The organism is Ruminococcus sp. (assembly GCF_024691275.1).
In the GTDB taxonomy this organism is placed as follows: Bacteria; Bacillota; Clostridia; order Oscillospirales; family Ruminococcaceae; genus Ruminococcus.
This window is the reverse complement of sequence record NZ_JAILNU010000097.1, coordinates 1-23,824: the sequence shown is the minus strand read 5'-3', so window position 1 is coordinate 23,824 and position 23,824 is coordinate 1. Positions and strand designations below refer to the sequence as shown.

Here is a 23,824-nt window from a genome sequence, read left to right as displayed (position 1 = left end):
TCAAAGCTCTGCAAGAGCCTGAACTGCAAGATAATAGCTTACGAAGCCGAATCCGCTTATGCTGCCCTTGCATACGGGAGCGATAACGGAATTGGAGCGGAACTCGTCACGCGCAAAAACATTGCTGATATGCACTTCGATAACAGGTATCTTTATTGCAGCTATAGCATCACGTATAGCGTAACTGTAGTGTGTATAAGCTCCTGCATTGATTATAACGCCGTCAAATGTTGTTCTTGCAGCGTGGAGCTTGTCAATGATAGCGCCTTCATGATTGGACTGGAAGATCTCACATTCCAGACCCTGTTCCTTAGCGCGGTCGATTATATTGCTGTTAAGCGTGTCAATGCTTGAATTACCGTAAACTCCCGGCTCGCGCTCGCCGAGAAGATTAAGGTTAGGACCATGTATAACAAGTATTTTCTTAATCATAATTACTCCTTTGTAACGTCAACAAATTTCTTTGGGAGAAAGGGCTTTTCGAGAACTCTCTTGAAGCGTATGAAGCGTTTGCTCTTTGGTTCGAGCTCTATCGGCTGAACATAAAGCATCATTATCTTTGCGATATTGGCTCCCCATACATCTGTAAAGAGCTGGTCGCCCACTGCGGCGGTCTCTTTGGGAGAAAGCCCCATTTTCTGCATTGCTGCAATATATCCCCTTTTCAGCGGCTTACCGCTGTCACTTACGAAATCGAGTCCGAGCGGATCTGCAAACTTTTTTACGCGGTCGGCATGATTATTGGAAACTATGATAAGCTTTATGCCGTTTGCCTTCATATTGCCGAGCCATTCGGCAATACCGTCAGCAGGCGCAGGATTGTCATGAGTTGTCAGTGTATTGTCAACATCAAGGATAAGTCCTTTTATACCATGTTTTTTCAGAAATTCGGGCGTGATATCCACTGCCTTCCTGAACGCATGGTCAACATCGGTTTTTGTGATCTTATGTATCAAACCCAAGATATTTGTCAACTCCGTTCAACAAATGAAAAAGCGAGCCGCAGCCCGCTTTTATCAACATTAATCATTTTCGCAAGATCAATACTTACGCTTACGAGCTGCCTCAGACTTCTTCTTACGCTTAACTGAAGGCTTTTCGTAGTGCTCTCTCTTACGAACCTCAGCAATTACGCCGTCCTTTGCACATGATCTCTTAAATCTCTTAAGAGCTGTGTCTAAAGACTCGTTTTTGCCAACACGAACTTCTGCCACTAAATTTCCCTCCCTTGTTCAGAGGTTACGCAGAGCAAGCTCCGCGAATCTATCCTAACCACCCTAAAGGTGTTAGTCAGCATATACCCCAATACATAGCAGATATACATTAAATATTATAAAGAATATATTAATATTTTACCACAACTGTTAACGCTTGTCAAGCATTTTTTTAGCGTTCAAAAAATTCGTTATTTTGCAACAATATTAACAAGTTTATTTGGTACATATATCTGCTTGACTATTGTTTTTCCATCAATGGACTCCTTGACCTTATCGTCAGACATTGCCATTTCCATTACAGAATCCTTGTCAGCGTCAACTTCAATATTCAGTTTAGCCTTGAGCTTTCCGTTGACCTGAACAACTATCTCGATAGTATCCTCCTTGCAGAGTTTCTCATCGTATACAGGCCAACTCTCATAAGCGATAGTATCATCATGTCCCATGATGCTCCATATCTCCTCGCCCATGTGAGGAGTGATACACGACAGCATCTTTATGAGACCTTCAGCATACTCTCTCGGGCACTTGCCGTTCTTGTATACTGCGTTTACGAATATCATCATCTGGCTGATAGCTGTATTGAAAGCAAGCTTCTCGAAGTCGTCTGTGACCTTCTTGACTGTCTGGTGGTAGACCTTTGTGAGTGCGCCGTCGTTGTTGTCTGTGAGGTTTTCAGCTTCTGTGAAGAAGTTCCATACTCTCTGAACGAATCTCTTAGCACCTTCAACACCGCTCTTGCTCCACGGTTTGCTTACCTCGAGAGGTCCCATGAACATCTCGTAAAGGCGGAGCGTATCTGCACCGTAGTCTCTTACGATATCCGAAGGATTTACAACGAACTCAGGGAAACGCTTACCCATCTTGATGCCGTTCTCGCCGAGGATCATGCCCTGATGAACCAGCTTCTTGAATGGTTCCTTTGTAGGTGCAAGACCCTTATCGTAGAGGTATCTGTTCCAGATACGTGAGTACATAAGGTGACCTACAGCGTGTTCAGGACCGCCGATGTAGAGGTCAACAGGCATCCAGTGCTTGAGGAGCTCCTGATTAGCGAATTCCTTATCGTTGTGCGGATCAATATATCTGAAGTAGTACCAGCTTGAACCGGCACTTCCGGGCATTGTGGAAGTCTCACGAGTTCCCTTAATGCCGTTATTGTCGTACTTTTTCCACTCTGTTGCGTTTTCGAGAGGAGCCTTTCCATTCTTGCCCTTGTAGTCATCAAGCTCGGGAAGAACGAGCGGGAGCTCTGAATCATCAAGAACGTGTATCTCTCCGTCCTCACCGTGAACAACAGGTACAGGCTCGCCCCAGTAACGCTGACGTGCAAATATCCACTCACGGAAGTGATAATTTACAGTGCGCTTAGCTCTGCCCATGCCTTCAAGCTTCTGAGTGATAGCTTCCTTTGCTTCCTCAACGGTAAGGCCTGTGAATTCCTCGGAATTGATGAGCTTGTAGCCCTTGCCGAGGTACTCGCCCTTCTCCATAGCAGCTTCGGAAACGTCGATGTGACCGTCCTTGCCGTCGATGACCTGTATCATGTCGATATTATGAGCTACAGCGTACTCAAAGTCACGCTGGTCATGGCTTGGAACCGCCATAACTGCACCTGTACCGTAGCTTGCGAGTACGAAATCGCCGATGAACATACGGACTTCCTTGCCGTTTACAGGGTTGATACAAGTAACGCCCTTGAGCTCGCAGCCGGACTTTGTCTTGTTGAGCTCTGTACGATCCATGTCGTTCTTCTTCTTTGTCTCAGCTATGTAAGCCTCGACCTCTTCCCTGTTCTGAACACGGTCAAGAAGGCTCTCTGTGATAGCTCCGTCGGGAGCAAGTACCATGAAAGTGATACCGTAGATAGTCTCGATACAAGTCGTGAATATGGAGAACTTTCCGCCGCCGACTATATCGAATTCAACCTCGACACCTGTGGACTTGCCTATCCAGTTGCGCTGCATAGCCTTTGTGGACTCTGGCCAGTCGATCTCGTCAAGTCCTTCGAGGAGCTTCTCGGCAAATGCAGGCTGGTCGATGACCCACTGCTTCATGTTCTTGCGAACTACAGGGAAGCCGCCGCGCTCTGACTTGCCGTCGATAACCTCATCGTTGGAGAGAACTGTTCCCAGCTCTTCACACCAGTTTACAGGCATATCTATATATTTTGCATATCCGTCAAGATAGAGCTGCTTAAAGATCCACTGTGTCCACTTGTAGAACTCAGGGTCTGAAGTAGCTATCATCTTTGACCAGTCATAATCGAATCCCAGCTCTCTGAGCTGCTTTGAAAAGGTCTTGATATTTTCCTGAGTAAAGCCATTTGGGTGATTTCCTGTATTTACGGCATACTGCTCGGCAGGAAGTCCGAAGGAGTCGTAACCCATCGGGTGAAGTACATTGTAGCCCTGCATACGCTTCATACGTGAAACGATGTCGGTAGCTGTATAGCCCTCGGGATGACCTGCGTGAAGACCTACTCCAGAAGGATACGGAAACATATCCAATGCATAGAACTTAGGCTTACTGAAATCCCAGACATCAGTCTTGAAGGTCTCGTGCTCTTCCCAGTATTTCTGCCATTTGGCTTCAACAGATGTGAAATCATATCTGCTCATTTTAATATCATTCCTTTATCAATTAATGTTTAAAGTATTTGTAAAGTGTTCCTTTACGTCTGTCTGCAAACAGAGTACCGCCGCACAGCCGATATCAAGGATACCCTCTATGAGGTATATCCAGTTTGAGCTGATATTGGATATATTTGCAGGAAGATGTATCACAGCGATCGTCACAAGGACTGCCGCAGCGATATAATTTACATATTTTATTCCCGTGAACATTGCACAGGCAAGTGCAAGAGCGATGATAAGGTCGGATATGCTCAGACCTCCGCCTATTATCATATTGACAACTGCCTTCACAACAAGGTAAGCTCCCATTATGATGCAAAGCATACGCCCTTTTTCATTATTGGTACGCATTTATTACTCCTTGGTTATAAGGCTGCTTATGTCCATCTGTTCGCCGTCAGCCCATAATCCTTCCAGCTTGTAGAAATTTCTTGTATCCTTATAGAATACATGAACGATGATATCGCCGTAATCGAGGATTATCCAGGTATTTCCCGTATCTGCCTCACGGCGGAGGGGCTCGATGCCCTTCTGCGACAGAACAAATTCCACTTCGTCCGCAAGTGTTCTTGCATGAGTGTTGCTTGTACCGTTCACTATGGCAAAGTAATCGGCAAGTATTGTAAGGTCAGCGATTTTTATCGCCTGAATGTCCTCACCTCTTTTGCTGTCGAGTGTCTTGATGATTAGTTCGAGTTTTTCCTGTTCGGTCATCTGTTCCACCTTTCTTTCATCACTCATAATCCGACGCTCGCGGCGGTTCGGTAGCTGTTTCCAGCTCCTTGAATGTCGCGCCTGTATCGTCGTAAAGATTGTATGCATAATCGTATTCGCTTACATATTCCATAATATTGCTGTCTGAGAGCAGCAACGGATTCTGATACGGTCTGAATGACTCATTGAGCATATCAATGGTAGCCTGCTTGTGGATAGAATAGATACTGTACTCCACACCGTCGGCTGCATAATACATCGCATCCTCACCCGGAACCATGTTTACACTTACGTTCTCCATCTGGAGAGTTGATCCAAAGTCAGCAAGTTTGCTCAGGTCGTCAACGCTCATATTCGTAGCGATCCATTTGTTATTGTATATAGTGTTGAGGTAGCTGTAAAGCTTGAGCTTTCCCTCGTCCTTTACGATATTGAGGATCTTCTGCATAGCAGCAGCCATGAAACGGCGCTGGTTCTGAACTCGTCCGATATCGCCCTGTAACCAGTCGTGACGGAAACGAACAAACCACTCTGCCTGTTCACCTGAGAGTACAACATTTTTACCCGCAGGGATTATCTTGTCAGCCTCATACATGATCTCGTTGTCGATATTCATCGGGATACCGCCTACAAGGTTTACGATATCAACGATATCGAAGCAGGCTGTTGTGATATATGCATCAATCGGGATACGGAAGTTGTCGTAAATACAGTTTACAACACGCTGTATCTTGCTTGACTCCTGATCGTATCCGTCGAAATAAACGCTGTTTATCTTTGTTGTCGGGTTGCTGGTATAGTTCGGAACTGCACAGTCACGTGGTACCTGCAATATGTGGAGCTTAGCTCCTGCGATATCGAACTGGCAGATCCATATAACGTCAGTAAGCTCCTGATCCTCGTCAAATCCGAGGAAAAGCACGGTATACTGACCCTCGACCGTCTGCGGAAGGTCTAGTCCGTCGGTAAAGTCATCATTAACGACTTCCGTGTCGATGTTCAAGTCTACCGAAGGCTTCTCGATCTCGCCTTCGATCTCGACGAGAGGCTGCCAGAGCTTCAGGTACTTCAGTATAGACACCTTCTGATCGGGCTGTCCGCTCTTTTTATACCAGAGTATCGGCATATTGAGAAACAGTGCGATTATAGATGCGATACTCAGAAGGATCGCGGTTATCTTTATGACAGTATCCTTCGGGCTCTTTTTCCTGACATTGGAGCTGAAGTGATAATCGTCGTCATAGTCTGCCGACTCAACAATATCCTCACGTCTTTTCTCGTGAAGTCCGTGATAATGCTGTTCAGAAGCAGGCGACGGTCTTCTCGGAGGTTCGCCGTCAATACGTATATCTATCGACGGAGCTTCGTGAAGTCCGCGGTATTCATAATCCGAATTTGTATTCTGATCTATCCTTTTTAGCTTTCTCAGCGGTTTTGACTGCCTTGAAGCGTTATTTCTGTTTCTATACTCCTCATTAAGTTCTTCTCGGTTCATTTAAGTCCTCTTTTCAAATTCCCATCATTTTTCATAAGCCGTGTGTAAAAATTGTATCCTTCGACGGTGCATATCGGTATCACTCCGCCTTTTTTTATCACTGCTTTCATGGAAAAAGCAAATGCCTCGAGCATTGCTGCGTTTATGTCGGTATACGCCAGCTTACGCATTTTGTCTACGTCTTTATAATCTCTTTCGGCAGAAACAAGGTCGCCCATGTAGACTATTTCCTCAAGTCTGGACATTCCGGCTCTGCCCACTGTATGGAACCTAATGGAATTGAGGATATCAATATCCTCTACTCCGAATTCTTTCTTTACGAAGTAAGCACCTGCTATACCATGCAGCAACGAACGTGTCTCCAGCTCTTCACGGCAAACTGCATAGCCGCTGTCCATTACGAGTGCTTTCTGCTCATTTTCGGGCATTTCCTTGCATATATCGTGGAGCAGTCCTGCAAAATATGCCTTTTCAGGGTCTTCTCCGTATTTTATCGCAAGCTTTCTGCACTCATCTGCCACATTCAATGAATGTGTGAATCGTTTTGCGGACAGATGTGCTTTTAGATATTTCTTTTTATCATCAGGGTTATACTGCAATTCTTTTTCACCTCTTGAAGAATATAATCCCCTCAATCTTATATATTGTACTACATTTTCGTCAAGATAGCAAGCGAAATCCTCATTTTTTGCAATTTTTTTTCTGATATCCGTGCTCGAAACCTCTGTCGGAGGAGCTTCGGAAATCATTATCCTGCCGAATTTTCTGAGTTCATCAGCTTTTTTCAGCAGCTCAGGCATATCTCCGTTTTTGCGTGAGACAGCACAAAGCGCTGCATTAGCAAGGATATCCTCAAAGCGATGCCAAGTTTCAAAGCTGAGAAGCATATCGCTGCCCACCAGCAGAAAAAGCTCGTCATCGGGAAATACTTCACGAAAATGCTCGACCGTATATATAGTATAGCTCACGCGGTCAGTTTTAATCTCGTAGTCGCTGACAAAAAGCTTTTCTTTTGCCTTGCAGGCAAGGCGCAGCATCTCCAGCCTGTCCTCATCGGGAGCATACTCAGCCATCGAACGGTGCGGGGACTTCTTTGACGGCACCAGATACAGCCTGTCGAGCCCCAGCTCGTACACAGCAGTCTCTGCAAGATGTATATGCCCGTTGTGTACGGGGTTGAAGCTTCCACCGTATATACCTATCTTCATTCTGCGCCTCCTGACATTATATGTTTATTTCCAAGGACGTTTGCTGCCTGTCCAGCCCTTTTCCTTCCAGTAGTCAACGTCCGCCTTGTTCCAGCCGTTGCGCTGCAAAAGGCTCATTATCTTGAAGAAAGCCCTTGTCTTTATGCCGACAGGAACTTTCCCCTGCCTTTTCAGTATCTTTTTTGCGATACCCTCTGCTTTGGCGTTGATGCTGTCCTTCATCTTAGGTGCAACGCTGTTCCAGTCAACTGCTCTTACAGCCATGCCCAGCCTATAGGTCTGAGGTATCCCCCAGAAGAAACAGCTGTCAGCCATATCCTTCATAGTTGACTTCACACCTGCTCCCGCAGCAGTTGCAACGACTACTGCCTGCTTGCTGAACATTCTCTCGTCGGGGCGGTGTGCCATCCAGCGCCAGCCGTAGTGGTCAAGAAGAGCCTTCATCTGACCTGTACAGTGGTAAACGTAAACAGGTGATGTGAGGATAATAACATCTGCCGCATCAATAAGTTCAGTGATTGGCTTCAGCTTTGCGTAATGAGGACATTTCTCAGAAGACTTCATGAAACAGTTCGTGCAGCCGCAGCAGAACTCGTCAAAATCGCGCGGCAGGAACACCTCGCTGATATTCTCAGCCGATGTTATCTTTTCAGCCGCGATCCGTCCGATATTATATGTCGAGCCCTTGTGATTCGTACCGCTTATTATCAGTACCTTCATACACTCACTTAGCCTTCGGGATATTCTCTATAACAGGGTCTTTCTCGTTGCGCTTGAACAGCACGAACTTGCTGCCGATGACCTGTACCACATCTGCGCCTGTCTGCTCTGCGATAGCATCTGCGGCTTCTCTTGCTGTCCAGCCTGAATTGTCAAGAACTCTCAGCTTTATAAGCTCTCTCTTTTTAAGAGCAGCTTCGATGTCCTTGCACATAGCCTCGGTAATACCGCCCTTGCCGACCTGATATATGGTCTCGTATGTTGAAGCGATACCGCGCAGGTATGCTCTCTGCTTGCTTGTAAGCATATCATTCACCAAATCTTTCTTTCAGATACTTGTACAGCCCTCTCAGCGCCGCACCTCTGTGACTTATTTCGTTCTTTTCCTCTGCGGTGAGCTCTGCCATTGTGCGCTCGCCTACCATGAACACGGGATCGTAGCCAAAGCCGTTGGTGCCGCGCATTTCATATCCGATACGTCCTTTGCAGCAGCCGCCTACAACCTTTATCTCCTTATCGTCGATATAAGCTATGCTGCAATCGAATGAAGCTGTTCTCTTATCTTCGGGAACGTCCTTCATCTCCTCAAGGAGCTTTGCACAATGCTGTCCCTCGGGAGCATATCTCGCGGAATACACACCCGGACGACCGTCAAGAGCAACAACACATAGACCGCTGTCATCTGCTATAGTAGGGAGCTTTACAGCTTCGTATACCGCTTTTGCCTTGATAAGTGCGTTCTCTGCGAATGTCGTGCCGTTTTCCTCGGGGTCGCAGTTTGCACCTGCTTCACGCTGAGAGAGCACCTCTATACCGAGGGGGGCAAGTATCTCTCTTGCCTCACGGAGTTTGTTTGCGTTGTTCGTAGCCATTACCAGCTGCTTAATCATCGTCCTTACCTCCGAACAGTCTGCTGAAGAATCCGCGCTTTTTCTTCTTTTCAGGCTCAGGAGCTTCCTCAGGTTCAGCTTCTGCTTCTTCCTCTGCTGTTTCTTCGGTTTCATCATCAGCAGCTTCTTCCTCGTCTGATGTTTCCTCGGTTATGCCGCTTTCCTCAGCTTCATAAACTGTATCATCAGCCTGCTCTTCTTCGGTATACTCCTCGGTATAAAGCTCTGTCTCAGGCTCATTTTCTTCGGGAGATTCTTCGGTCTCTGTCCCTTCGATGACTTCTTCGTCGTCAGAAACGAATCCATCGTCCTCAGAAGCTTCATCTTCTGCTTCTTCGGAATATCCCTCATTCTCGTCTTCAAATGCAGTATCCTCAGTTTCAGCGTCCTCGTCAGCTGCTTCTTCTGTCTGCTCTGAAATGGTGAAGAGCGCATCAACGAACATATTGCTGTCAAACGGCTGGAGATCGTCGATCTTCTCGCCTACGCCTATGAGCTTTACAGGTATGCCCAGCTCATTCTTTATGGATATAACGATACCACCCTTTGCTGTACCGTCAAGCTTTGTGAGGACGATACCTGTTATAGGAGCAGTTTCGCTGAAAAGCTTTGCCTGATTTACCGCATTCTGTCCTGTTGTGGCATCAAGTACGAGAAGAACCTCGCGTGAGCATTCTCCCGCCTTGTTGTCAATGATACGATTTATCTTTTTAAGCTCCTCCATGAGGTTCTTCTTGTTGTGAAGTCTTCCTGCGGTATCAATAACCACAACATCGCAGCCTCTTGCCTTTGCGGCTTCCAGAGCATCATAAACTACCGCACCTGGATCGGAGCCCTCAGCGTGTTTTACGATATCAACTCCCGCTCTCTGAGTCCATACCTCAAGCTGGTCTATAGCAGCAGCACGGAAGGTATCGGCAGCGGCAACAAGGACTTTCTTGCCCTCCTGCTTGAACTGGTGACAAAGCTTGCCGATAGTTGTGGTCTTACCTGCACCGTTTACGCCTATGACCATTATTACCGCAGGTGACACGGACAGGTCAAGACCTGTATCATCGCCCATTATCTCGGCAATAACTTCATGGATAAGTCCCATTATCTCCTTAGGATCGGTGATGCCGCGCTCCTTGATCTTCTTGCGGAGCCTTTCGCATATCTCCTCAGAGGTCTCGACACCTATATCGCTCATTATCATCTGCTCTTCAAGCTCGTCAAAGAGCTCGTCATCTATAACGGTGAACGAGTTGAGAACTCGCATGATACCGCCGAACAGAAAATCTTTGGTCTTTTTCAGACCGCTGGCAATCTTTGAAAATATTCCCATTATATCCTCCAAACCTTGTCTAATAATCTAATCGTTTGAATGTGCCAAAGTGTGACAAATTTTTTATTTGATGTCCGCAACGTCTTCCTGAAAGTCCACCTGCTCCATTTTGAGGAGCTTTGAGATACCGTCCTCCTGCATGGTCACACCATAGAGCACATTCGCTTCTTCCATGGCGCTTCGTCTGTGGGTGACAAGCACGAACTGTGTGGTATCAGTGAAGTTTTTCAGGTACTGTGCGTACTTTCTTACGTTTACTTCGTCGAGAGCTGCGTCTATCTCATCAAGGATACAGAACGGCGCAGGTCTGAGTTTGAGTATCGCAAAGTATATTGCGATAGCTACGAATGACTGCTCTCCACCTGAGAGCGAGATAAGGTTCTTGATGACCTTTCCGGGAGGCGCAACACTTATCTCTATGCCCGATTCAAGTACATTTTCTGGGTCTGTCAGTATCAGCTCGGCTTTACCTCCGCCGAACAGCTCCACAAATATGCTCTTGAAGTTGGAATTTATAACTGCAAAGCTCTCTGAGAATATCCTGCACATCTCCGCTGTGAGGTCAGTGATTATCTTTTCAAGCTCTGTCTTCGACTTCTGTATATCCGCTATCTGCTCGGACATGAAGCGGTAACGCTCGGATACTTCCTTGTACTCCTCGATAGCGTCAACATTTACGCTTCCGAGAGCACGTATCTTGTTCTTTACAGATGTGAGCTCTGCCTGTGCAGCGTTCATATCCTCTATCTTTTCGGCTATCTGTACAGCCTCAGAGCGTGTAAGCTCGTATACCTCCATGAGCTGCCTGATGATATTGTCGGTATCGCGGCATACGTTCTCCTTACGTTCTTCAAGTCGTGTTATCTCAGCCGACAGCTTCTCCTTGGACTCGTTTATAGCTTTCAGACCGTGCTGCATCTCATTGACGAGTCGGTTCTGCTCATTGTGAGTAGCATGGCAGTGCTCTATCTGCTCATTGTACGAAGCGGTATTGTCCTTGAAGCCTGCAAGCTTCTCCTTCAGCTCGGCTATCTCGTTCTCCTTTGCGGAGATGAGCTCCTTCTGACGGAATACCTCCTCCTCGAACTGATGAGCACCGTATTTCAGTTCCTCAGCTCTGCGGTCGATACGCGATATCTCAAGCTCCTGTGCCTGCACGTCCTTTGCAAGCTCCATGCCCTTGATCTTGAGCTGTGACAGCTTGTCGGAGAGCTCTGCTCTCTGAAGTCTCAGCTTTTCGCGTATATCCTGTCCCTGTGCCAGTTTTTCCTCGGCAGCCTTTATCTCTGCGTCGGTCTGTGCAAGGGCTTTTTCCGAGTCGATGATATCCTGCTTTGCAGCTGATATCCTCTGTTCGGTCTCGGTTATGACCTTGACGGAATTCTCCGACTGTGAGCGTATCTGCTCCGCAAGTGACGCAAGGCTTGTAAGCTCTGCGCCGAAACGAACTCTGTCGGCATCACATTTTGCAAGCTGTTCCTTTGCAGCTTCCGTATCATATCTGAGCTTCTCCGATTCCATACGCAGCTTCTCAGCCTTTTCGCGGAGAGTATCCCTCTCGGCTTCAAGCTTTACTATTTCGGCATCAAGTGTCTCGATCTCGTTCTTACGGGTTATGATACCGCCCGAACGCTGCGCCGAACCACCTGTGAACGAACCGCCTGCATTGATGACCTGACCGTCCAGAGTTACTATCCTGAACTTATAGCCGTATCTCTTGGCGATAAGTGTAGCCGTGTCGATATCCTCGGCAATGACTATACGTCCGAGGAGCGATGCTATGATACCGCTGAATTTCGGGTCATAGGTGACTATCTTGTTAGCGTTCGCCACAAAGCCCTCACAGTTTTCAAGCCCCTGTTCACGGAGCTCATTTCCCTTTACAGAGGTTATGGGCAGGAAGGTTGCACGTCCGCCCTTCTGCTCCTTCAGGAAACGGATACAGCGCTTGGCGATGTCCTCGTTTTCAACGATTATGTTCTGCATAGCACCGCCGAGTGCAGTTTCGATAGCCACAGCGTATTCCGGCTCAACGCCGATATTCTGTGCGACCGTTCCGAAAACTCCGCCGATGCGTCCCTGCTTGGAAGCTTTGAGCACCTGCTTGACGCTGCCTGCAAAGCCCTCCATGTTGTTTTCAAGGTCGGTGAGTATCTTTCGGCGCTGCTGCTTGTCTTTCAGCTCATAAAGAGCTCTCTCGAAATCATTTTTCGCCTGTTCAAAGCCCTCGCGCCTTGACTTGAAAAGCCTTTCAAGTCCGCTGAGCTTGTTACGCAGCTCCTCGGTTTTCGCGGTATTTTTCTCAGCCTCAGCCTTTACGCTTTCGGTCTGTGACTCATACTCAGCCAGCTTTTTTCCGAGGTCGCCGCTGTTTTCACGAAGCTCTGCAAGACGAGCGGTCTGCTCCTCTATAGAAGACTTTGCTGACTCTATAGCAAAGCGGTACTCGCTCTGTCTGATATACATACCGTTTATCTCGCTGCCTGCCTTGTCAACGGAGTCTCCCAGCTTTGAGCTCTCGCTTTCAGCCTTCTCGAAGCTCTCCTCGGCAGTCTTTATCTCAGCTTCGAGAGCCTTTTTCTGCTCCTCAAGCTCTGCAAGCTTGTCTAAAGCTTCCTTTCGCTCTTTTTCGAGAGCTTTCTTAGCCTCCTCTGAACTGTCGATGTTCCTTTGAGCCGCTTGTGCAGCCTCATTGCAGTGCTTTATATCATTTTCAAGAACGGCGATGCCCGACTTCATTTCCGAAGACGTCTGCTCCTCCTCCAGCATTCTGCGGCGAAGCTCGTCGGCTTTCATGGTGCTCTCCTGCATCTTTCTTATGCCGTCGGTTATCTTCTGCTCCTCACGCTGGATATCATTCTCGATATTCTCATATTCATTCTTGCTGATGAGTATTTTGCTTTCCAGCTCGTCAAGCTTTACTTTCATGTTATCAAGACGGGTCACCCATACAGATATTTCAAGCCTTTTACGTTCTTCTGCAAGCTTGATGAACTTCTCTGCTTTCTGCGACTGTATGCGCAGCGGCTCTACTCTGCCTTCAAGCTCGGTGAGTATATCCGTAAGACGCAGCATATTCTCCTGTGCTGCCGTGAGCTTTCGCTCAGCTTCCAGCTTCTTGTATCGGAATTTCGATATACCTGCCGCTTCTTCAAAGATATCACGGCGCTCAGAACTCTTCGCACCTACTATCTCAGCTATACGTCCCTGTCCGATTATGGAGTAACCGTCGCGTCCGAGACCCGTGTCCATGAACAGCTCGTTGATATCCTTCAGACGACACGGCTTTCCGTTTATGAGATACTCGCTCTCGCCGCTTCGGTAGAGCTTTCGTGTGATAGCCACCTCGTCGCCGATATCAGGGAGAGTATTGTCGGAGTTGTCTATATTCAGTGTAACTGCGGCAAATCCCATAGGCTTTCTTGCAACAGTTCCCGAAAAGATAACGTCCTCCATCTTATTGCCTCGGAGAGTTTTTGTGGACTGCTCGCCCAGTACCCATCTGACCGAGTCGCCGATATTGCTCTTGCCGCTTCCGTTAGGACCAACAACTGCCGTAAGTCCCTTGTCAAAGGTAAGGCTTATTTTATCGGGAAATGACTTGAAGCCTTGTATTTCCAGAGATTTCAGGTACACGCTCTCACCTCCTCAGCTCACATTCATATTTCGGGATATCCTCGTCCCCGACGATCTTTATGTTCACACCGCGCTCCTTGAAGTACGCGATGTTAGATCTCTTTTGTCCTGCCGCCTTGCTTATGCATCTTCTGTTGACGGCTATCACCGCTTCGCTGCCGACGCTGCTGTTTTTCAGGACGAATTCAATATTATGGCGGTATATCAGCGCTTCACAGAGCTCGCGGAAGGCGGGGTGATAAAAACCGCCCACCATATCCTGCTCAACGAATTCGCTGGCATGAAGTCCGCACTTGATGACCCTGATACCGCTGCCCTCGAACATCACCATTGCCGCAGAAGCTATCTCCACAGCCTTATCAAAGCTGAACGGCTTGTATTCGCCCGAGAGCAGGAGCTCTCCCAGCCTTGTATGTTCAAGCACCACAACAGGGTAAATACGCACTGTATCGGGTGATAATGCGGCTATCTTTTCAACAGTCTCCCACTCCTTTTCGGGAGTGCTGCCGTAAAGTCCCGTCATCATCTGAAGCCCCAGCTCAAAGCCGTACGCTTTTATAAGACTGCTCGCATTGACAACGTCCTGCGCAGTATGTCCGCGCTCATTGGCTTCAAGCACCTCGTCGTCCATGGACTGAGCCCCAAGCTCGATAGCGGTAACGCCATATTTTTTCAGCAGCCCCAGCACTTCTGCGTCTATGCAGTCGGGACGTGTAGAACAGCGTATACCTCTGAATCTGCCCTCGCCCACGAATTCATGCGCTGCTTCAAGAAGCTCCAGCATATAATCTCTCGGGATCGCGGTAAAACTTCCGCCAAAAAAAGCAATCTCCGTATTCTGCGGCTCTCTGACTTCGCCGAGCGCTCTGCTGCATATCTCACGCACCTCGTCGCCTGTCGGAGCGTGCTGCGCTCCGCTTATAGTACGCTGGTCGCAGAAACTGCACTGATGCGGACAGCCTATATGCGGAATGAATATTGATATGTTACTGTGCTTCATAGCCCATAAGTTCAAGAGCTTCCTTTGCAGCAAGCTGCTCTGCTTCCTTCTTGCTCTTACCCGAGCCTTTTCCTATCACCTGATCGTTGAGGCATACCTCCACAACAAAACGCTTGTTGTGATCGGGACCTTCCTCGCCGATAAGGACGTACTCCACCTTTTCCTCGGGGTTCTTCTGGACTATCTCCTGCAAAACGGTCTTGAAGTCGTTGAATACAGGCTTTTTTGCATGGCGGATATCCTTTGGCATGAAGCGTAGGATATGCTTTGAAACAGGCTCCATTCCGCCGTCAAGGTATATCGCTGCGATAACAGCTTCAAAAGCATCTGCGAGTATGGAAGGACGCTCACGTCCGCCGGTGTTCTCCTCGCCCTTGCCAAGGAGCATGAAAGCTCCCAGGTCGATCTGCTTTGCGAAGACATGGAGCGACTTCTCACATACGAGTGAGGCTCTCATCTTTGTGAGCTCGCCCTCTGCAACATTGAGATTCTTGTACAGAAAGTCCGAAACAACAATGGAAAGAACGCTGTCTCCGAGGAATTCAAGGCGCTCATTGCTGCCGTTGGGACGCTTCTTTTCATTTGCATATGATGAATGAGAGAGAGCCTGTCTCAGAAGCTCGATATTCTTGAATTTATAACCGATTATATCTTCAAATTTTGATAGATTTTCCATTCAGATCACTCCTTGTCAGCAGCCGCAGTCTGAGCTACATAGCTCTCTATAACGCCTACGACATTACCCTCGACGCAGCGCTTTGCCTGTCTTACGGCATTGAAAAATGCAGTCCCGTCGGAGCTTCCGTGAGCCTTTATTACCGGCTTTTTGACACCAAGAAGTGCCGAGCCGCCAACTTCCTTATAATCCATCTGCTTGCGGAAGGTCTTGATCTTGCCGAGGGAGAACAGCGCACCGAGTTTGCCTGCTCCCGAGAAGAACCATTTGAGCTTTCTTCCGAAGAAACTTCCCATTCCTTCATAGAGCTTCAGTGCAATATTTCCTGTAAAGCCGTCGGTAACAACTACCTGAACATCGCCGACAGGGAGGTCTCTTGCTTCAAGATTTCCCACGAAATTAAGTCCTGACTGCTTCAGGAGCCTATATGCTTCGATCTCAAGATCTCTGCCCTTTGTGTCCTCTGCGCCGATATTCAGCAGTGCGACCTTCGGTTTCTTCACGCCCATTACCTTTTCCATGTAGGCAGTTCCCATTATGGCAAACTGCACCAGCATCTCAGGGCGGCACTCTGTATTTGCGCCTGCATCTATCAGTGTAAAGCTGCCCTTATCTCCCGGCATTACAGGTGACGGAGCGATTCTTTTGATGCCTTTGATACGCTTGACGATGAAGGTCGCTCCCATAACGAGAGCACCTGTGCTTCCTGCCGAAACAAAGGCATCGCCCTTGCCCTCTGCAAGAAGGCTGAGTCCCAGAGCCATGGAAGAATTCTTTCCTGACTTGATTATCTCCTTCGGTTCCTCATGTATATCAAAAACATCATCGGTATGAACTATCTCCATGCCGTCAAGACTGATGCCGTTCTTTTCAGCACAAGCCTTTATCTCAGGCTTTTTGCCCGTGAGTACGATATTTACGTCAAGTTCACGGACTGCTCTTTCGCAGCCCTTTATAACTTCCAGAGGAGCGTTATCTCCTCCGAAGGCGTCAACAATTATCTTTATAGCCAATTCTCTCAAGCTCTCCCTTCAGCGATTCAACTGCTCGCTGCGCATATGCGCCATAACGTTCTTTTTTATCCTTGATCCTTATTCCGATATCGGGCAATATGCCCATATTTGCACCCATTGGCTGGAAATTTCCGCTGTTGAACGGATCGCTGACATAATGTGAAAGCGCTCCTGTCATCGTGTCGAGTGGCAGCTCTATCGGTGCAAGCCCCTTTATCCTGCGTGATGCGGCGATACCTGCGATAAGACCGCTGGCAGCCGATTCCATGTATCCCTCTACTCCCGTTATCTGTCCTGCGAAGAATATCTCGGGACGCGATCTCATGGAGAAATCAGAGTTTAGCAGCTCGGGACTGTTGATGAATGTATTTCTGTGCATTACGCCAAAGCGCATGAATTCGGCATTTTCAAGCCCAGGTATCATTGAGAATACCCTTTTCTGCTCGCCGAATTTAAGATTTGTCTGGAAGCCCACAAGGTTGAAAAGCGTACCCTCGCGGTTCTCCTTTCGCAGCTGTACAACAGCATACGGTCTTCTGCCCGTGCGCGGATCGTCGATGCCTACAGGCTTCATTGGTCCGAAGCGCATTGTATCGACTCCTCGTGAAGCCAGCTCCTCGATAGGCATACAGCCCTCATATACACTAAACGGGTGTGTCTCAAAGTCCTTGAGCTGTACCTTTTCCGCAGCGATCAGTGCTGCATGGAACGCAAGGTACTCCTCCTTGTTCATGGGACAGTTTACATAGTCAGCGTCGCCTCTGTCGTAGCGTGAAGCATAAAATGCCTTTTCCATATCTATGCTCTCGGCTGTAACGATAGGAGCTGCCGCATCGTAGAAGCTGAGTCCCTCGCCGCACAGTTCCTTTATTTTATCCGCCATAGCGCCCTGTGTGAGCGGTCCTGTGGCAATAATGGTCATACCCTCGGGGAGCTCGGTCACTTCACCGCCTATAACTTCTATAAGCGGGTGGGACTTTATCTTCTCAGTAACAGCGTCCGAAAACTTCTCACGGTCAACTGCCAGCGCTCCGCCTGCTTCAACTGCATTTTCCTTTGCGCACGGCACTGTCAGCGAGCCGAGAAGCTCCATTTCGTACTTCAGCAGTCCTGCCGCAGACTCTACCCTTGCTGCTTTCAGGGAATTTGAGCACACAAGCTCCGCAAAACCGCCGTATTTATGAGCAGGTGAAAACTTCTCGGGCTTCATCTCGTAAAGCCTTACATTTATACCTGCTTCGGCTACAGCCCATGCAGCTTCACAGCCTGCAAGTCCTGCGCCGATAACATTAACGTATCCGCTCATTTTTTCAGCTCTCTTTCGTAGCCGCAGCCTTCCGCTTCACATACCAGCTTTCCTGATTTTCCGCCCTTCATGAACAGCGACTTTCCACACTGCGGACAAAGCTCCTTTGTGGGTACGTTCCATGTCATGAAGCTGCATTCAGGGAATCCCTCACAGCCGTAGAAGCTTCTGCCCTTCTTTGACTTTTTCAGCAGCATTTTCTTGCCGCAGCGCGGACAGCTTCCCTCGGTCTCTGTGACTATCTTCTTCGTATTTTTACACTCGGGGAATCCCGGGCAGGCAAGGAATTTTCCGAATTTGCTGTACTTTATTACCATATTTCTTCCGCACAGCTCGCAAACCACGTCGGTCTCCTCATCGGGTACCTTCACGCGCTTGCCGTCCATAGCTTCCTCAGCCTTTTTCAAAGTCTTTGAGAAGTCATCGTAGAACTCATGAAGAGTGCTTACCCAATTCTTTTCACCGTGCTCGACTTCATCGAGGTTGTTTTCCATTTCAGCTGTGAACTTCGCGTCAACTATCTTCTTGAAGTGATCCTTCATGAGCTCGGTGATTACCTCGCCGAGATTGGTGGGCTTCAGCGATTTGCCCTCATGCTCAACATAGCGGCGTGAGGTTATCGTGGTGATCGTAGGAGCGTAGGTACTTGGTCTGCCGATACCGTTTTCTTCCAGAGCCTTGATGAGTGAAGCCTCGGTGAAACGTGCAGGCGGCTGTGTGAAATGCTGGTTGCCTGTGATAGACTTGAGCTTGAGCTTATCGTCCGCTTTCAACTCAGGCAGCATCTTCTTGCTGCCGTCCTCGGAATCTGTGGACTCCACGTAAAGTGTCATAAAACCGTCGAATTTTACGGAATAGCCCGATGCTCTGAATGTACAGCCGTTGGCTTCGATATCTGCGGAAACTGTATCGAGGAGAGCATTTGCCATCTGGCTTGCGATGAAGCGCTCCCAGATGAGCTTGTAGAGCTTATACTGATCCGAGCTGAGGCTGGATTTTACTCTTTCGGGAGTGAGCTCGGGAGTTGAAGGTCGGATAGCTTCATGCGCGTCCTGAGCATTGTTCTTGCTCTTGAAGTTTCTCGGCTCGGGCGGCAGATAGTCCTTTCCGTAAACTGTTCCGATATACTCAGCGGCAGCAGCCTTTGCCTCGTCAGAAATACGCAGGCTGTCCGTTCTCATGTATGTGATAAGACCTACTGCACCAACGCCTTCAACGTCAACACCTTCGTAAAGCTCCTGCGCTGCCTTCATGGTACGCTTTGCGCTGAAGCTGAGCTTTCTCGATGCTTCCTGCTGGAGAGTTGATGTGATGAACGGCGGTGCAGGCTGCTTCTTCGTAACGCGCTTCTTGACAGCTTTAACCGTATATTCAGCGTTTTCAAGTCTTGCAAGAAGATCGTCTGCGGCAGCCTGATCGGGTATCTCAAGTTTTTCGCCGTCAACAGCTACGAGAGCTGCATCGAACACCTTTCTTGACGAAGGAGCTGTGAACTTTGCGTCGATAGACCAGTACTCCTTTGGCACGAAAGCTCTTATCTCGTTTTCGCGGTCTACCACAAGACGTACAGCAACCGACTGGACACGTCCTGCCGAAAGTCCTCTCTTGACCTTTTTCCAGAGGAAAGGACTGAGCTCGTATCCCACAAGTCTGTCAAGGATACGTCTTGCCTGCTGTGCGTTTACAAGGTCAACATCTATTTTATGCGGGTTGCTCATACCGTTTTTAACGCCCGTCTTTGTGATCTCGTTGAAAGCAACACGATTATCGTCGTTCATATCCAGCTTCAGCATCTGTGCGATATGCCACGAGATAGCTTCTCCCTCACGATCGGGGTCGGTAGCGAGATATACTTTATCGCATTTCTTAGCTCTTTTTTTGAGTTCGCGTATAACGTCCTCCTTGCCCTTCATATCGGTGTACTGAGGCTTGAAGTCGTTATCCTTGTCAACGCCCATCTTGGACTTCGGCAAGTCGCGCACATGACCCATTGATGCTATTACTTCATACCCGGGTCCGAGGTATTTCTGAATAGTTTTTGCCTTTGCAGGCGACTCTACTATGACTAAGTCTGACATTGATTTATCCCCTTATCTTATAAGTTCATACATTTTTCCAGGAAGCGAGCGTACAATGCCGAATATCTCCAGCTCTGTAAGCTCTGTCATAAGTTCTGACGGATCCAGACCGAGGCTCTGAGCGAGTTCGTCCGCATGGAGCACCCCGTTCTCAAGCATTTCCGCTATCTCCCTCTGCTGCTGCGAAAGATCCTGCGGCAGTTCGGCTGACATCGGAACACCGGTCTTTTCGTCATATATTTCATCAGGCTCTTTCAGAGCCGCGGTCATTTCTGCCGTATCATCGGCACGTCCGCCCAAATGGCTGTCTGCTCTTGTGACCATCGGCTTTTCTGAAAGCTGACTGTATTTCACTGATATGCACTCCATAACGTCCGATGCGTCATACATTGACAGCGCACCGTCGCGCAGGAGCTTGATATTGCCCGAATATTCACCGCTGAATATGTCAGCAGGCGGCAGACAAAGGACTTCGCGTCCCTGACCTGCGGCAAGATTGGCTGTTATGAGCGAACCGCTTTTCGCACCTGCCTGAAATACTATTGTTGCCTTTCCGAGAGCGGCAAGCACTCTGTTGCGCTTCGGAAAATTCGGAGAATTTGGCTGCGTCCCGGGCGGAAATTCGGATATGAACACACCGCCTGCGGCGAGTATCACATCTCTGTAGGCAAAGTTCTGACGCGGATAATCAACATCCACACCGCAGCCCATTACACATACTGTAGGTCTGCCAATATCGGCAGCAGCCATGCTGCAGGCAAGGTCGATACCCACAGCAAATCCGCTGATGATAACGACTCCCCGCATCGAAAGTTCGGAGCATATATCCTTTGCCGCCTTTAAACTGTACGGCGAGGCTTTTCTTGTACCTACGCCCGTAACTGTCAGGTCTGTCTGAAGGCACGAGATATTGCCCTTGTAATATAGTACGGAAGGCGGATTATATATATGCATGAGCTGTTTCGGATACAAAGGTTCCGTATAGCCTATAACGCCTATCCCACGTTTTGCACAGTTAAGCAGGAATATTTCCGCATTATGCAGCGGCACACTGTGAACGGCTTTGCTCTCTTTTTCATTGAGACTTACCATTGAAGAATCAGAGCTCAGCGACTGATATGCTTTTTCAGCCGTGCGGTAAAAGCTCATTACTTCCCATATACGGTGATTTCCCGTACCAAAGACCATGTTCAGCCACAGCCAGTATTTTGTTTCGTCCACAGTAAAGCCCCCTCGATGAAAAAATACAAATTATCCGCTTAACTCAATAGCCCATTGTTCCTTCCAGAGATTCATCATTTTCTATCCATGTGCTGACAGGTATGATCTTATACTCATTCTCGCTGATACGTATTATCACCTTGTCGATACCTGCATTGATTATCAGCCTTTTGCACATGGAGCAGCTGTTTGCGTTTTCGATATACATTTTTGTATCTGCTTCTTTTCCCACAAGATACAGCGAGGAATCAATCATTCTGTCCCTCGGTGCGGAAATAATTGCATTTGCCTCCGCATGAACACTCCTGCACAGCTCATACCTTTCACCTCGCGGAATATCGAGCTTTTTTCTTATACAGTATCCGAGATCGGTGCAGTTCGCCCTGCCGCGTGGAGCTCCCACATAGCCTGTTGAGATTATTTCGTCATTCTTTACTATAACAGCACCGTAATGTCTTCTGAGACAAGTGCATCTCTCCGAGACTTTTTCGGCAATATCAAGATAATAGTTGATCTTATCGCGTCTTTTATCCATGACAGGACACCTCCGTCCGCAAGTATTAAACAGGAACTATTTGCTGAGCTCCCACATAAGTATTCCCGCAGCCATTGCAGCATTGAGGGAGTTGATATTCCCATGCATGGGGATTATCACCTTTTGTGTGCATCGCTGTGCGATATCCGCAGGCAGCCCGTTGCCCTCATTGCCTATGAAGACTGCCTGAGTCCCCTCAAAGGTACATTCCGTCACAGGTCTTGCGTCCTTGTCGATGACAGCAGCAGAAGTAACAGCTCCAACATCGTCAAGCTCTGCAAAAAGAGTATCCGCATCGTTCTCTATGGCTATCTTCATTCTGAATACAGAACCCATAGTCGAGCGTATCACCTTCGGGCTGTACAGGTCACAGCTTCCCGACATTATAACACCGTCTATACCGAGTGCATCGGCAGTTCTTATCATCATGCCGACGTTTCCGGGGTCCTGAAGTCCGAACAGCACCAGGTACTTTCCGCCGCTGCTCACTATATTTTTCACTTTACGCTGAACGGGAATACGGCACATTGCGAATACGCCCTGTGTAGTATCCGTTGAAGCGATCTTATTTCCAAGCTCATTTGAAATTACAATAGTTTTTGTGCTTCTCAAATCAGCCTGTAAAAGCTCCTCACCGAAGCGCTCGTTGGCTTTCTGGGTGAGTATCAGCTGTGTGATGCCGCTGTCCTCACGGAGAGCGTCCTCAACTATCCTGAGCCCTTCCAACACGAATAAGCCGTACTGAAGCCTTTCTTTTTTTGACGAGGAAAGCTTCTGATACAGCTTGACAGTAGGATTATCTTTTGATGTGATGATGTTTTCCAATAGTACAACACCGCCTGAATCAATTCGTTATGCGTAATCAATGGCTTATGCCACCAATTACGCATATCATGTCACGAACCATGTATTAACAAAAACACGCTCTTATTTATATAGGAGCGTGTTTTAAATTGCAATTAAAGAGCAGCCTTTGCCTTGTCAACAATAGCTGTGAAACCTGCTGCATCGTTGATAGCGATCTCGGAGAGCATCTTTCTGTTGAGAGAGATACCAGCCTTCTTGCAGCCGTTCATAAATGTAGAATAGTTCATGCCGTTGAGCTTAGCAGCAGCAGAGATCCTTGCGATCCAGAGCTGTCTGAACTGTCTCTTCTTCTGCTTTCTTCCGATATATGCATAGTTGCCTGACTTCATTACGGCCTGCTTAGCCATCTTGAAGTGTTTGCTCTTAGAGCCCCAGTAGCCCTTAGCAAGCTTTAAAGTCTTGTTTCTTCTCTTACGAGTCATCATTGCACCTTTAATACGTGCCATAGTTCTTTACCTCCAAAATTAAAATTACGGGAATTCGTTCAGTACCTTGCGGAGCATCTCCGCATCAGATTACATATAAGGAACGAGCTTCTTGATTGTAGGTGCATTTGTGCAGTCTGCAACACCTGCGTTACGAGCGATTCTCTTGCGCTTAGTATCCTTCTGAGTAAGTCTGTGTCTCTTGTTGGTGTGCTGGTACTTTACCTTACCGCTTCCTGTAATCTTAAAACGCTTCTTAGCGCCCGAGTGAGTTTTAACCTTTACCTTTGCCATTATATGATCCTCCTTACTTAGCGGCCTTTGGTGAAACGAACATTACTATGCTTCGTCCCTCCATCTTAGCCGGCTTATCCACAGTGCCTGCCGCAGAAACTGCCTCTTTAAAGCGATCAAGCAGTTCGCCTCCAAGCTCCGGGTGTGCAATAGCTCTCTTACGGAATCTAACCGACACCTTGAGTTTATCGCCGCCCTGTAAAAATTTGACAGCCTGATTTACCTTCGTTTCAAAATCGTGAGTATCAATAGTTGAGAACATTCTGATCTCTTTTATAGAAACGACCTTTTGATTTTTTCTTGCTTCCTTCTCACGCTTAGCCTGCTCGAAGCAATACTTTCCATAGTCCATGATACGACATACGGGTGGTGTTGCCTGCGGAGCGATCTTTACGAGATCCAGTTCCTGTTCAAAAGCCATCTGCTGAGCTTCTTTGGCGGACAAAACGCCGAGCTTTTTTCCTTCAGCGTCGATTACGAGTACTTCTTTGTCTCTTATCTCTTCGTTGATCTGCAGTTCCTGTTTGCTAATAGTCAAGCACCTCCAAGCAATATAATTTAAAAACAAA

General features: G+C 47.8%; 23 protein-coding genes and 1 pseudogene. All 24 read right to left on the bottom strand.

Features of this window, described 5'->3' with window-relative positions; all coding sequences use genetic code 11:
• A complete protein-coding gene (gene aroQ, locus K6G33_RS11755) occupies nt 1-432 on the bottom strand; it encodes a type II 3-dehydroquinate dehydratase (RefSeq protein WP_296779681.1) in 432 nt (143 codons plus the stop codon).
• A 2-nt stretch (nt 433-434) separates the two neighbouring features.
• Nucleotides 435-962, bottom strand: a complete 528-nt coding sequence (locus K6G33_RS11750; protein WP_296779679.1) for a YqeG family HAD IIIA-type phosphatase — start codon at nt 960-962, stop codon at nt 435-437.
• A gap of 78 nt (nt 963-1,040) precedes the next feature.
• Nucleotides 1,041-1,214 carry a 30S ribosomal protein S21 gene (gene rpsU, locus K6G33_RS11745; RefSeq protein WP_009984057.1) on the bottom strand — a complete coding sequence of 58 codons (174 nt, stop codon included), beginning with the start codon at nt 1,212-1,214 and terminating at the stop codon, nt 1,041-1,043.
• Nucleotides 1,215-1,405: 191 nt separating this feature from the next.
• Nucleotides 1,406-3,838 (bottom strand): leucine--tRNA ligase, encoded by a 2,433-nt coding sequence (leuS, locus tag K6G33_RS11740; RefSeq protein ID WP_296779677.1) that lies wholly within the window; start codon nt 3,836-3,838, stop codon nt 1,406-1,408.
• A gap of 18 nt (nt 3,839-3,856) precedes the next feature.
• A complete protein-coding gene (locus K6G33_RS11735; RefSeq protein ID WP_296779675.1) occupies nt 3,857-4,204 on the bottom strand; it encodes a hypothetical protein in 348 nt (115 codons plus the stop codon).
• Nucleotides 4,205-4,207: 3 nt separating this feature from the next.
• Nucleotides 4,208-4,567, bottom strand: coding sequence for a ribosome silencing factor (rsfS, locus tag K6G33_RS11730; RefSeq protein WP_296779713.1), 360 nt, complete (start codon nt 4,565-4,567; stop codon nt 4,208-4,210).
• Between the two features lie 19 nt (nt 4,568-4,586).
• On the bottom strand, nt 4,587-6,062 hold the full coding sequence (locus K6G33_RS11725; protein ID WP_296779673.1) for an LCP family protein: 1,476 nt from the start codon (nt 6,060-6,062) through the stop codon (nt 4,587-4,589).
• Nucleotides 6,059-7,270, bottom strand: coding sequence for a nicotinate-nucleotide adenylyltransferase (locus tag K6G33_RS11720; RefSeq protein WP_296779671.1), 1,212 nt, complete (start codon nt 7,268-7,270; stop codon nt 6,059-6,061). Before K6G33_RS11720 ends, K6G33_RS11725 begins: the two co-directional genes overlap by 4 nt.
• A 24-nt stretch (nt 7,271-7,294) precedes the next feature.
• Nucleotides 7,295-7,990, bottom strand: a complete 696-nt coding sequence (locus tag K6G33_RS11715) for an NAD(P)H-dependent oxidoreductase (RefSeq protein ID WP_296779669.1) — start codon at nt 7,988-7,990, stop codon at nt 7,295-7,297.
• 4 nt (nt 7,991-7,994) lie between these two features.
• The gene (locus K6G33_RS11710) at nt 7,995-8,297 is read right to left on the bottom strand and encodes a YhbY family RNA-binding protein (protein WP_173449906.1); all 303 of its coding nucleotides are present in this window, start codon (nt 8,295-8,297) and stop codon (nt 7,995-7,997) included.
• 1 nt (nt 8,298) lies between these two features.
• A complete protein-coding gene (gene rdgB / locus K6G33_RS11705) occupies nt 8,299-8,880 on the bottom strand; it encodes an RdgB/HAM1 family non-canonical purine NTP pyrophosphatase (RefSeq protein ID WP_296779667.1) in 582 nt (193 codons plus the stop codon).
• Nucleotides 8,881-9,304: 424 nt separating this feature from the next.
• A pseudogene (gene ftsY, locus K6G33_RS11700) lies at nt 9,305-10,204 on the bottom strand (signal recognition particle-docking protein FtsY); the annotation flags it as partial.
• Nucleotides 10,205-10,267: 63 nt separating this feature from the next.
• On the bottom strand, nt 10,268-13,840 hold the full coding sequence (smc, locus tag K6G33_RS11695) for a chromosome segregation protein SMC (RefSeq protein WP_296779665.1): 3,573 nt from the start codon (nt 13,838-13,840) through the stop codon (nt 10,268-10,270).
• A gap of 4 nt (nt 13,841-13,844) precedes the next feature.
• Nucleotides 13,845-14,840 carry an elongator complex protein 3 gene (locus K6G33_RS11690; protein WP_296779663.1) on the bottom strand — a complete coding sequence of 332 codons (996 nt, stop codon included), beginning with the start codon at nt 14,838-14,840 and terminating at the stop codon, nt 13,845-13,847.
• Nucleotides 14,827-15,516: a ribonuclease III gene (gene rnc, locus K6G33_RS11685; protein WP_296779661.1), complete on the bottom strand. Its 690-nt coding sequence runs from the start codon at nt 15,514-15,516 to the stop codon at nt 14,827-14,829. The genes K6G33_RS11690 and rnc overlap by 14 nt, the downstream gene beginning before the upstream one ends.
• Nucleotides 15,517-15,521: 5 nt before the next feature.
• Entirely contained in the window at nt 15,522-16,523 is a 1,002-nt protein-coding gene (gene plsX / locus K6G33_RS11680) for a phosphate acyltransferase PlsX (protein ID WP_296779711.1), read from the bottom strand.
• A complete protein-coding gene (trmFO, locus tag K6G33_RS11675; RefSeq protein ID WP_296779659.1) occupies nt 16,507-17,835 on the bottom strand; it encodes a methylenetetrahydrofolate--tRNA-(uracil(54)-C(5))-methyltransferase (FADH(2)-oxidizing) TrmFO in 1,329 nt (442 codons plus the stop codon). The genes plsX and trmFO overlap by 17 nt, the downstream gene beginning before the upstream one ends.
• A complete protein-coding gene (gene topA / locus K6G33_RS11670; RefSeq protein WP_296779657.1) occupies nt 17,832-19,913 on the bottom strand; it encodes a type I DNA topoisomerase in 2,082 nt (693 codons plus the stop codon). Before topA ends, trmFO begins: the two co-directional genes overlap by 4 nt.
• A 12-nt stretch (nt 19,914-19,925) precedes the next feature.
• The gene (dprA, locus tag K6G33_RS11665) at nt 19,926-21,134 is read right to left on the bottom strand and encodes a DNA-processing protein DprA (protein ID WP_296779655.1); all 1,209 of its coding nucleotides are present in this window, start codon (nt 21,132-21,134) and stop codon (nt 19,926-19,928) included.
• A gap of 43 nt (nt 21,135-21,177) precedes the next feature.
• Nucleotides 21,178-21,669: a deaminase gene (locus tag K6G33_RS11660; RefSeq protein WP_296779653.1), complete on the bottom strand. Its 492-nt coding sequence runs from the start codon at nt 21,667-21,669 to the stop codon at nt 21,178-21,180.
• A gap of 36 nt (nt 21,670-21,705) precedes the next feature.
• Complete coding sequence (locus K6G33_RS11655) at nt 21,706-22,494, bottom strand: RNA methyltransferase (RefSeq protein ID WP_296779652.1); 789 nt, start codon at nt 22,492-22,494, stop codon at nt 21,706-21,708.
• A 134-nt stretch (nt 22,495-22,628) separates the two neighbouring features.
• Nucleotides 22,629-22,982, bottom strand: coding sequence for a 50S ribosomal protein L20 (rplT, locus tag K6G33_RS11650; protein WP_173450342.1), 354 nt, complete (start codon nt 22,980-22,982; stop codon nt 22,629-22,631).
• A 69-nt stretch (nt 22,983-23,051) separates the two neighbouring features.
• Complete coding sequence (gene rpmI, locus K6G33_RS11645; protein ID WP_019678115.1) at nt 23,052-23,255, bottom strand: 50S ribosomal protein L35; 204 nt, start codon at nt 23,253-23,255, stop codon at nt 23,052-23,054.
• Between the two features lie 13 nt (nt 23,256-23,268).
• On the bottom strand, nt 23,269-23,793 hold the full coding sequence (gene infC, locus K6G33_RS11640; protein WP_173450341.1) for a translation initiation factor IF-3: 525 nt from the start codon (nt 23,791-23,793) through the stop codon (nt 23,269-23,271).
• Between the last annotated feature and the right edge of the window lie 31 nt (nt 23,794-23,824).

What these genes read in the sequence shown, in the direction of transcription:
- rplT (WP_173450342.1), bottom strand. Translation starts at nt 22,982, where the DNA reads ATGGCACGTATTAAAGGTGCAATGATGACTCGTAAGAGAAGAAACAAG.
- aroQ (WP_296779681.1), bottom strand. Translation starts at nt 432, where the DNA reads ATGATTAAGAAAATACTTGTTATACATGGTCCTAACCTTAATCTTCTC.
- K6G33_RS11725 (WP_296779673.1), bottom strand. Translation starts at nt 6,062, where the DNA reads ATGAACCGAGAAGAACTTAATGAGGAGTATAGAAACAGAAATAACGCT.
- K6G33_RS11710 (WP_173449906.1), bottom strand. Translation starts at nt 8,297, where the DNA reads ATGCTTACAAGCAAGCAGAGAGCATACCTGCGCGGTATCGCTTCAACA.
- rpmI (WP_019678115.1), bottom strand. Translation starts at nt 23,255, where the DNA reads ATGGCAAAGGTAAAGGTTAAAACTCACTCGGGCGCTAAGAAGCGTTTT.
- K6G33_RS11715 (WP_296779669.1), bottom strand. Translation starts at nt 7,990, where the DNA reads ATGAAGGTACTGATAATAAGCGGTACGAATCACAAGGGCTCGACATAT.
- K6G33_RS11735 (WP_296779675.1), bottom strand. Translation starts at nt 4,204, where the DNA reads ATGCGTACCAATAATGAAAAAGGGCGTATGCTTTGCATCATAATGGGA.
- topA (WP_296779657.1), bottom strand. Translation starts at nt 19,913, where the DNA reads ATGTCAGACTTAGTCATAGTAGAGTCGCCTGCAAAGGCAAAAACTATT.
- K6G33_RS11720 (WP_296779671.1), bottom strand. Translation starts at nt 7,270, where the DNA reads ATGAAGATAGGTATATACGGTGGAAGCTTCAACCCCGTACACAACGGG.
- rsfS (WP_296779713.1), bottom strand. Translation starts at nt 4,567, where the DNA reads ATGACCGAACAGGAAAAACTCGAACTAATCATCAAGACACTCGACAGC.
- K6G33_RS11660 (WP_296779653.1), bottom strand. Translation starts at nt 21,669, where the DNA reads ATGGATAAAAGACGCGATAAGATCAACTATTATCTTGATATTGCCGAA.
- leuS (WP_296779677.1), bottom strand. Translation starts at nt 3,838, where the DNA reads ATGAGCAGATATGATTTCACATCTGTTGAAGCCAAATGGCAGAAATAC.
- trmFO (WP_296779659.1), bottom strand. Translation starts at nt 17,835, where the DNA reads ATGAGCGGATACGTTAATGTTATCGGCGCAGGACTTGCAGGCTGTGAA.
- K6G33_RS11690 (WP_296779663.1), bottom strand. Translation starts at nt 14,840, where the DNA reads ATGAAGCACAGTAACATATCAATATTCATTCCGCATATAGGCTGTCCG.
- rdgB (WP_296779667.1), bottom strand. Translation starts at nt 8,880, where the DNA reads ATGATTAAGCAGCTGGTAATGGCTACGAACAACGCAAACAAACTCCGT.
- rnc (WP_296779661.1), bottom strand. Translation starts at nt 15,516, where the DNA reads ATGGAAAATCTATCAAAATTTGAAGATATAATCGGTTATAAATTCAAG.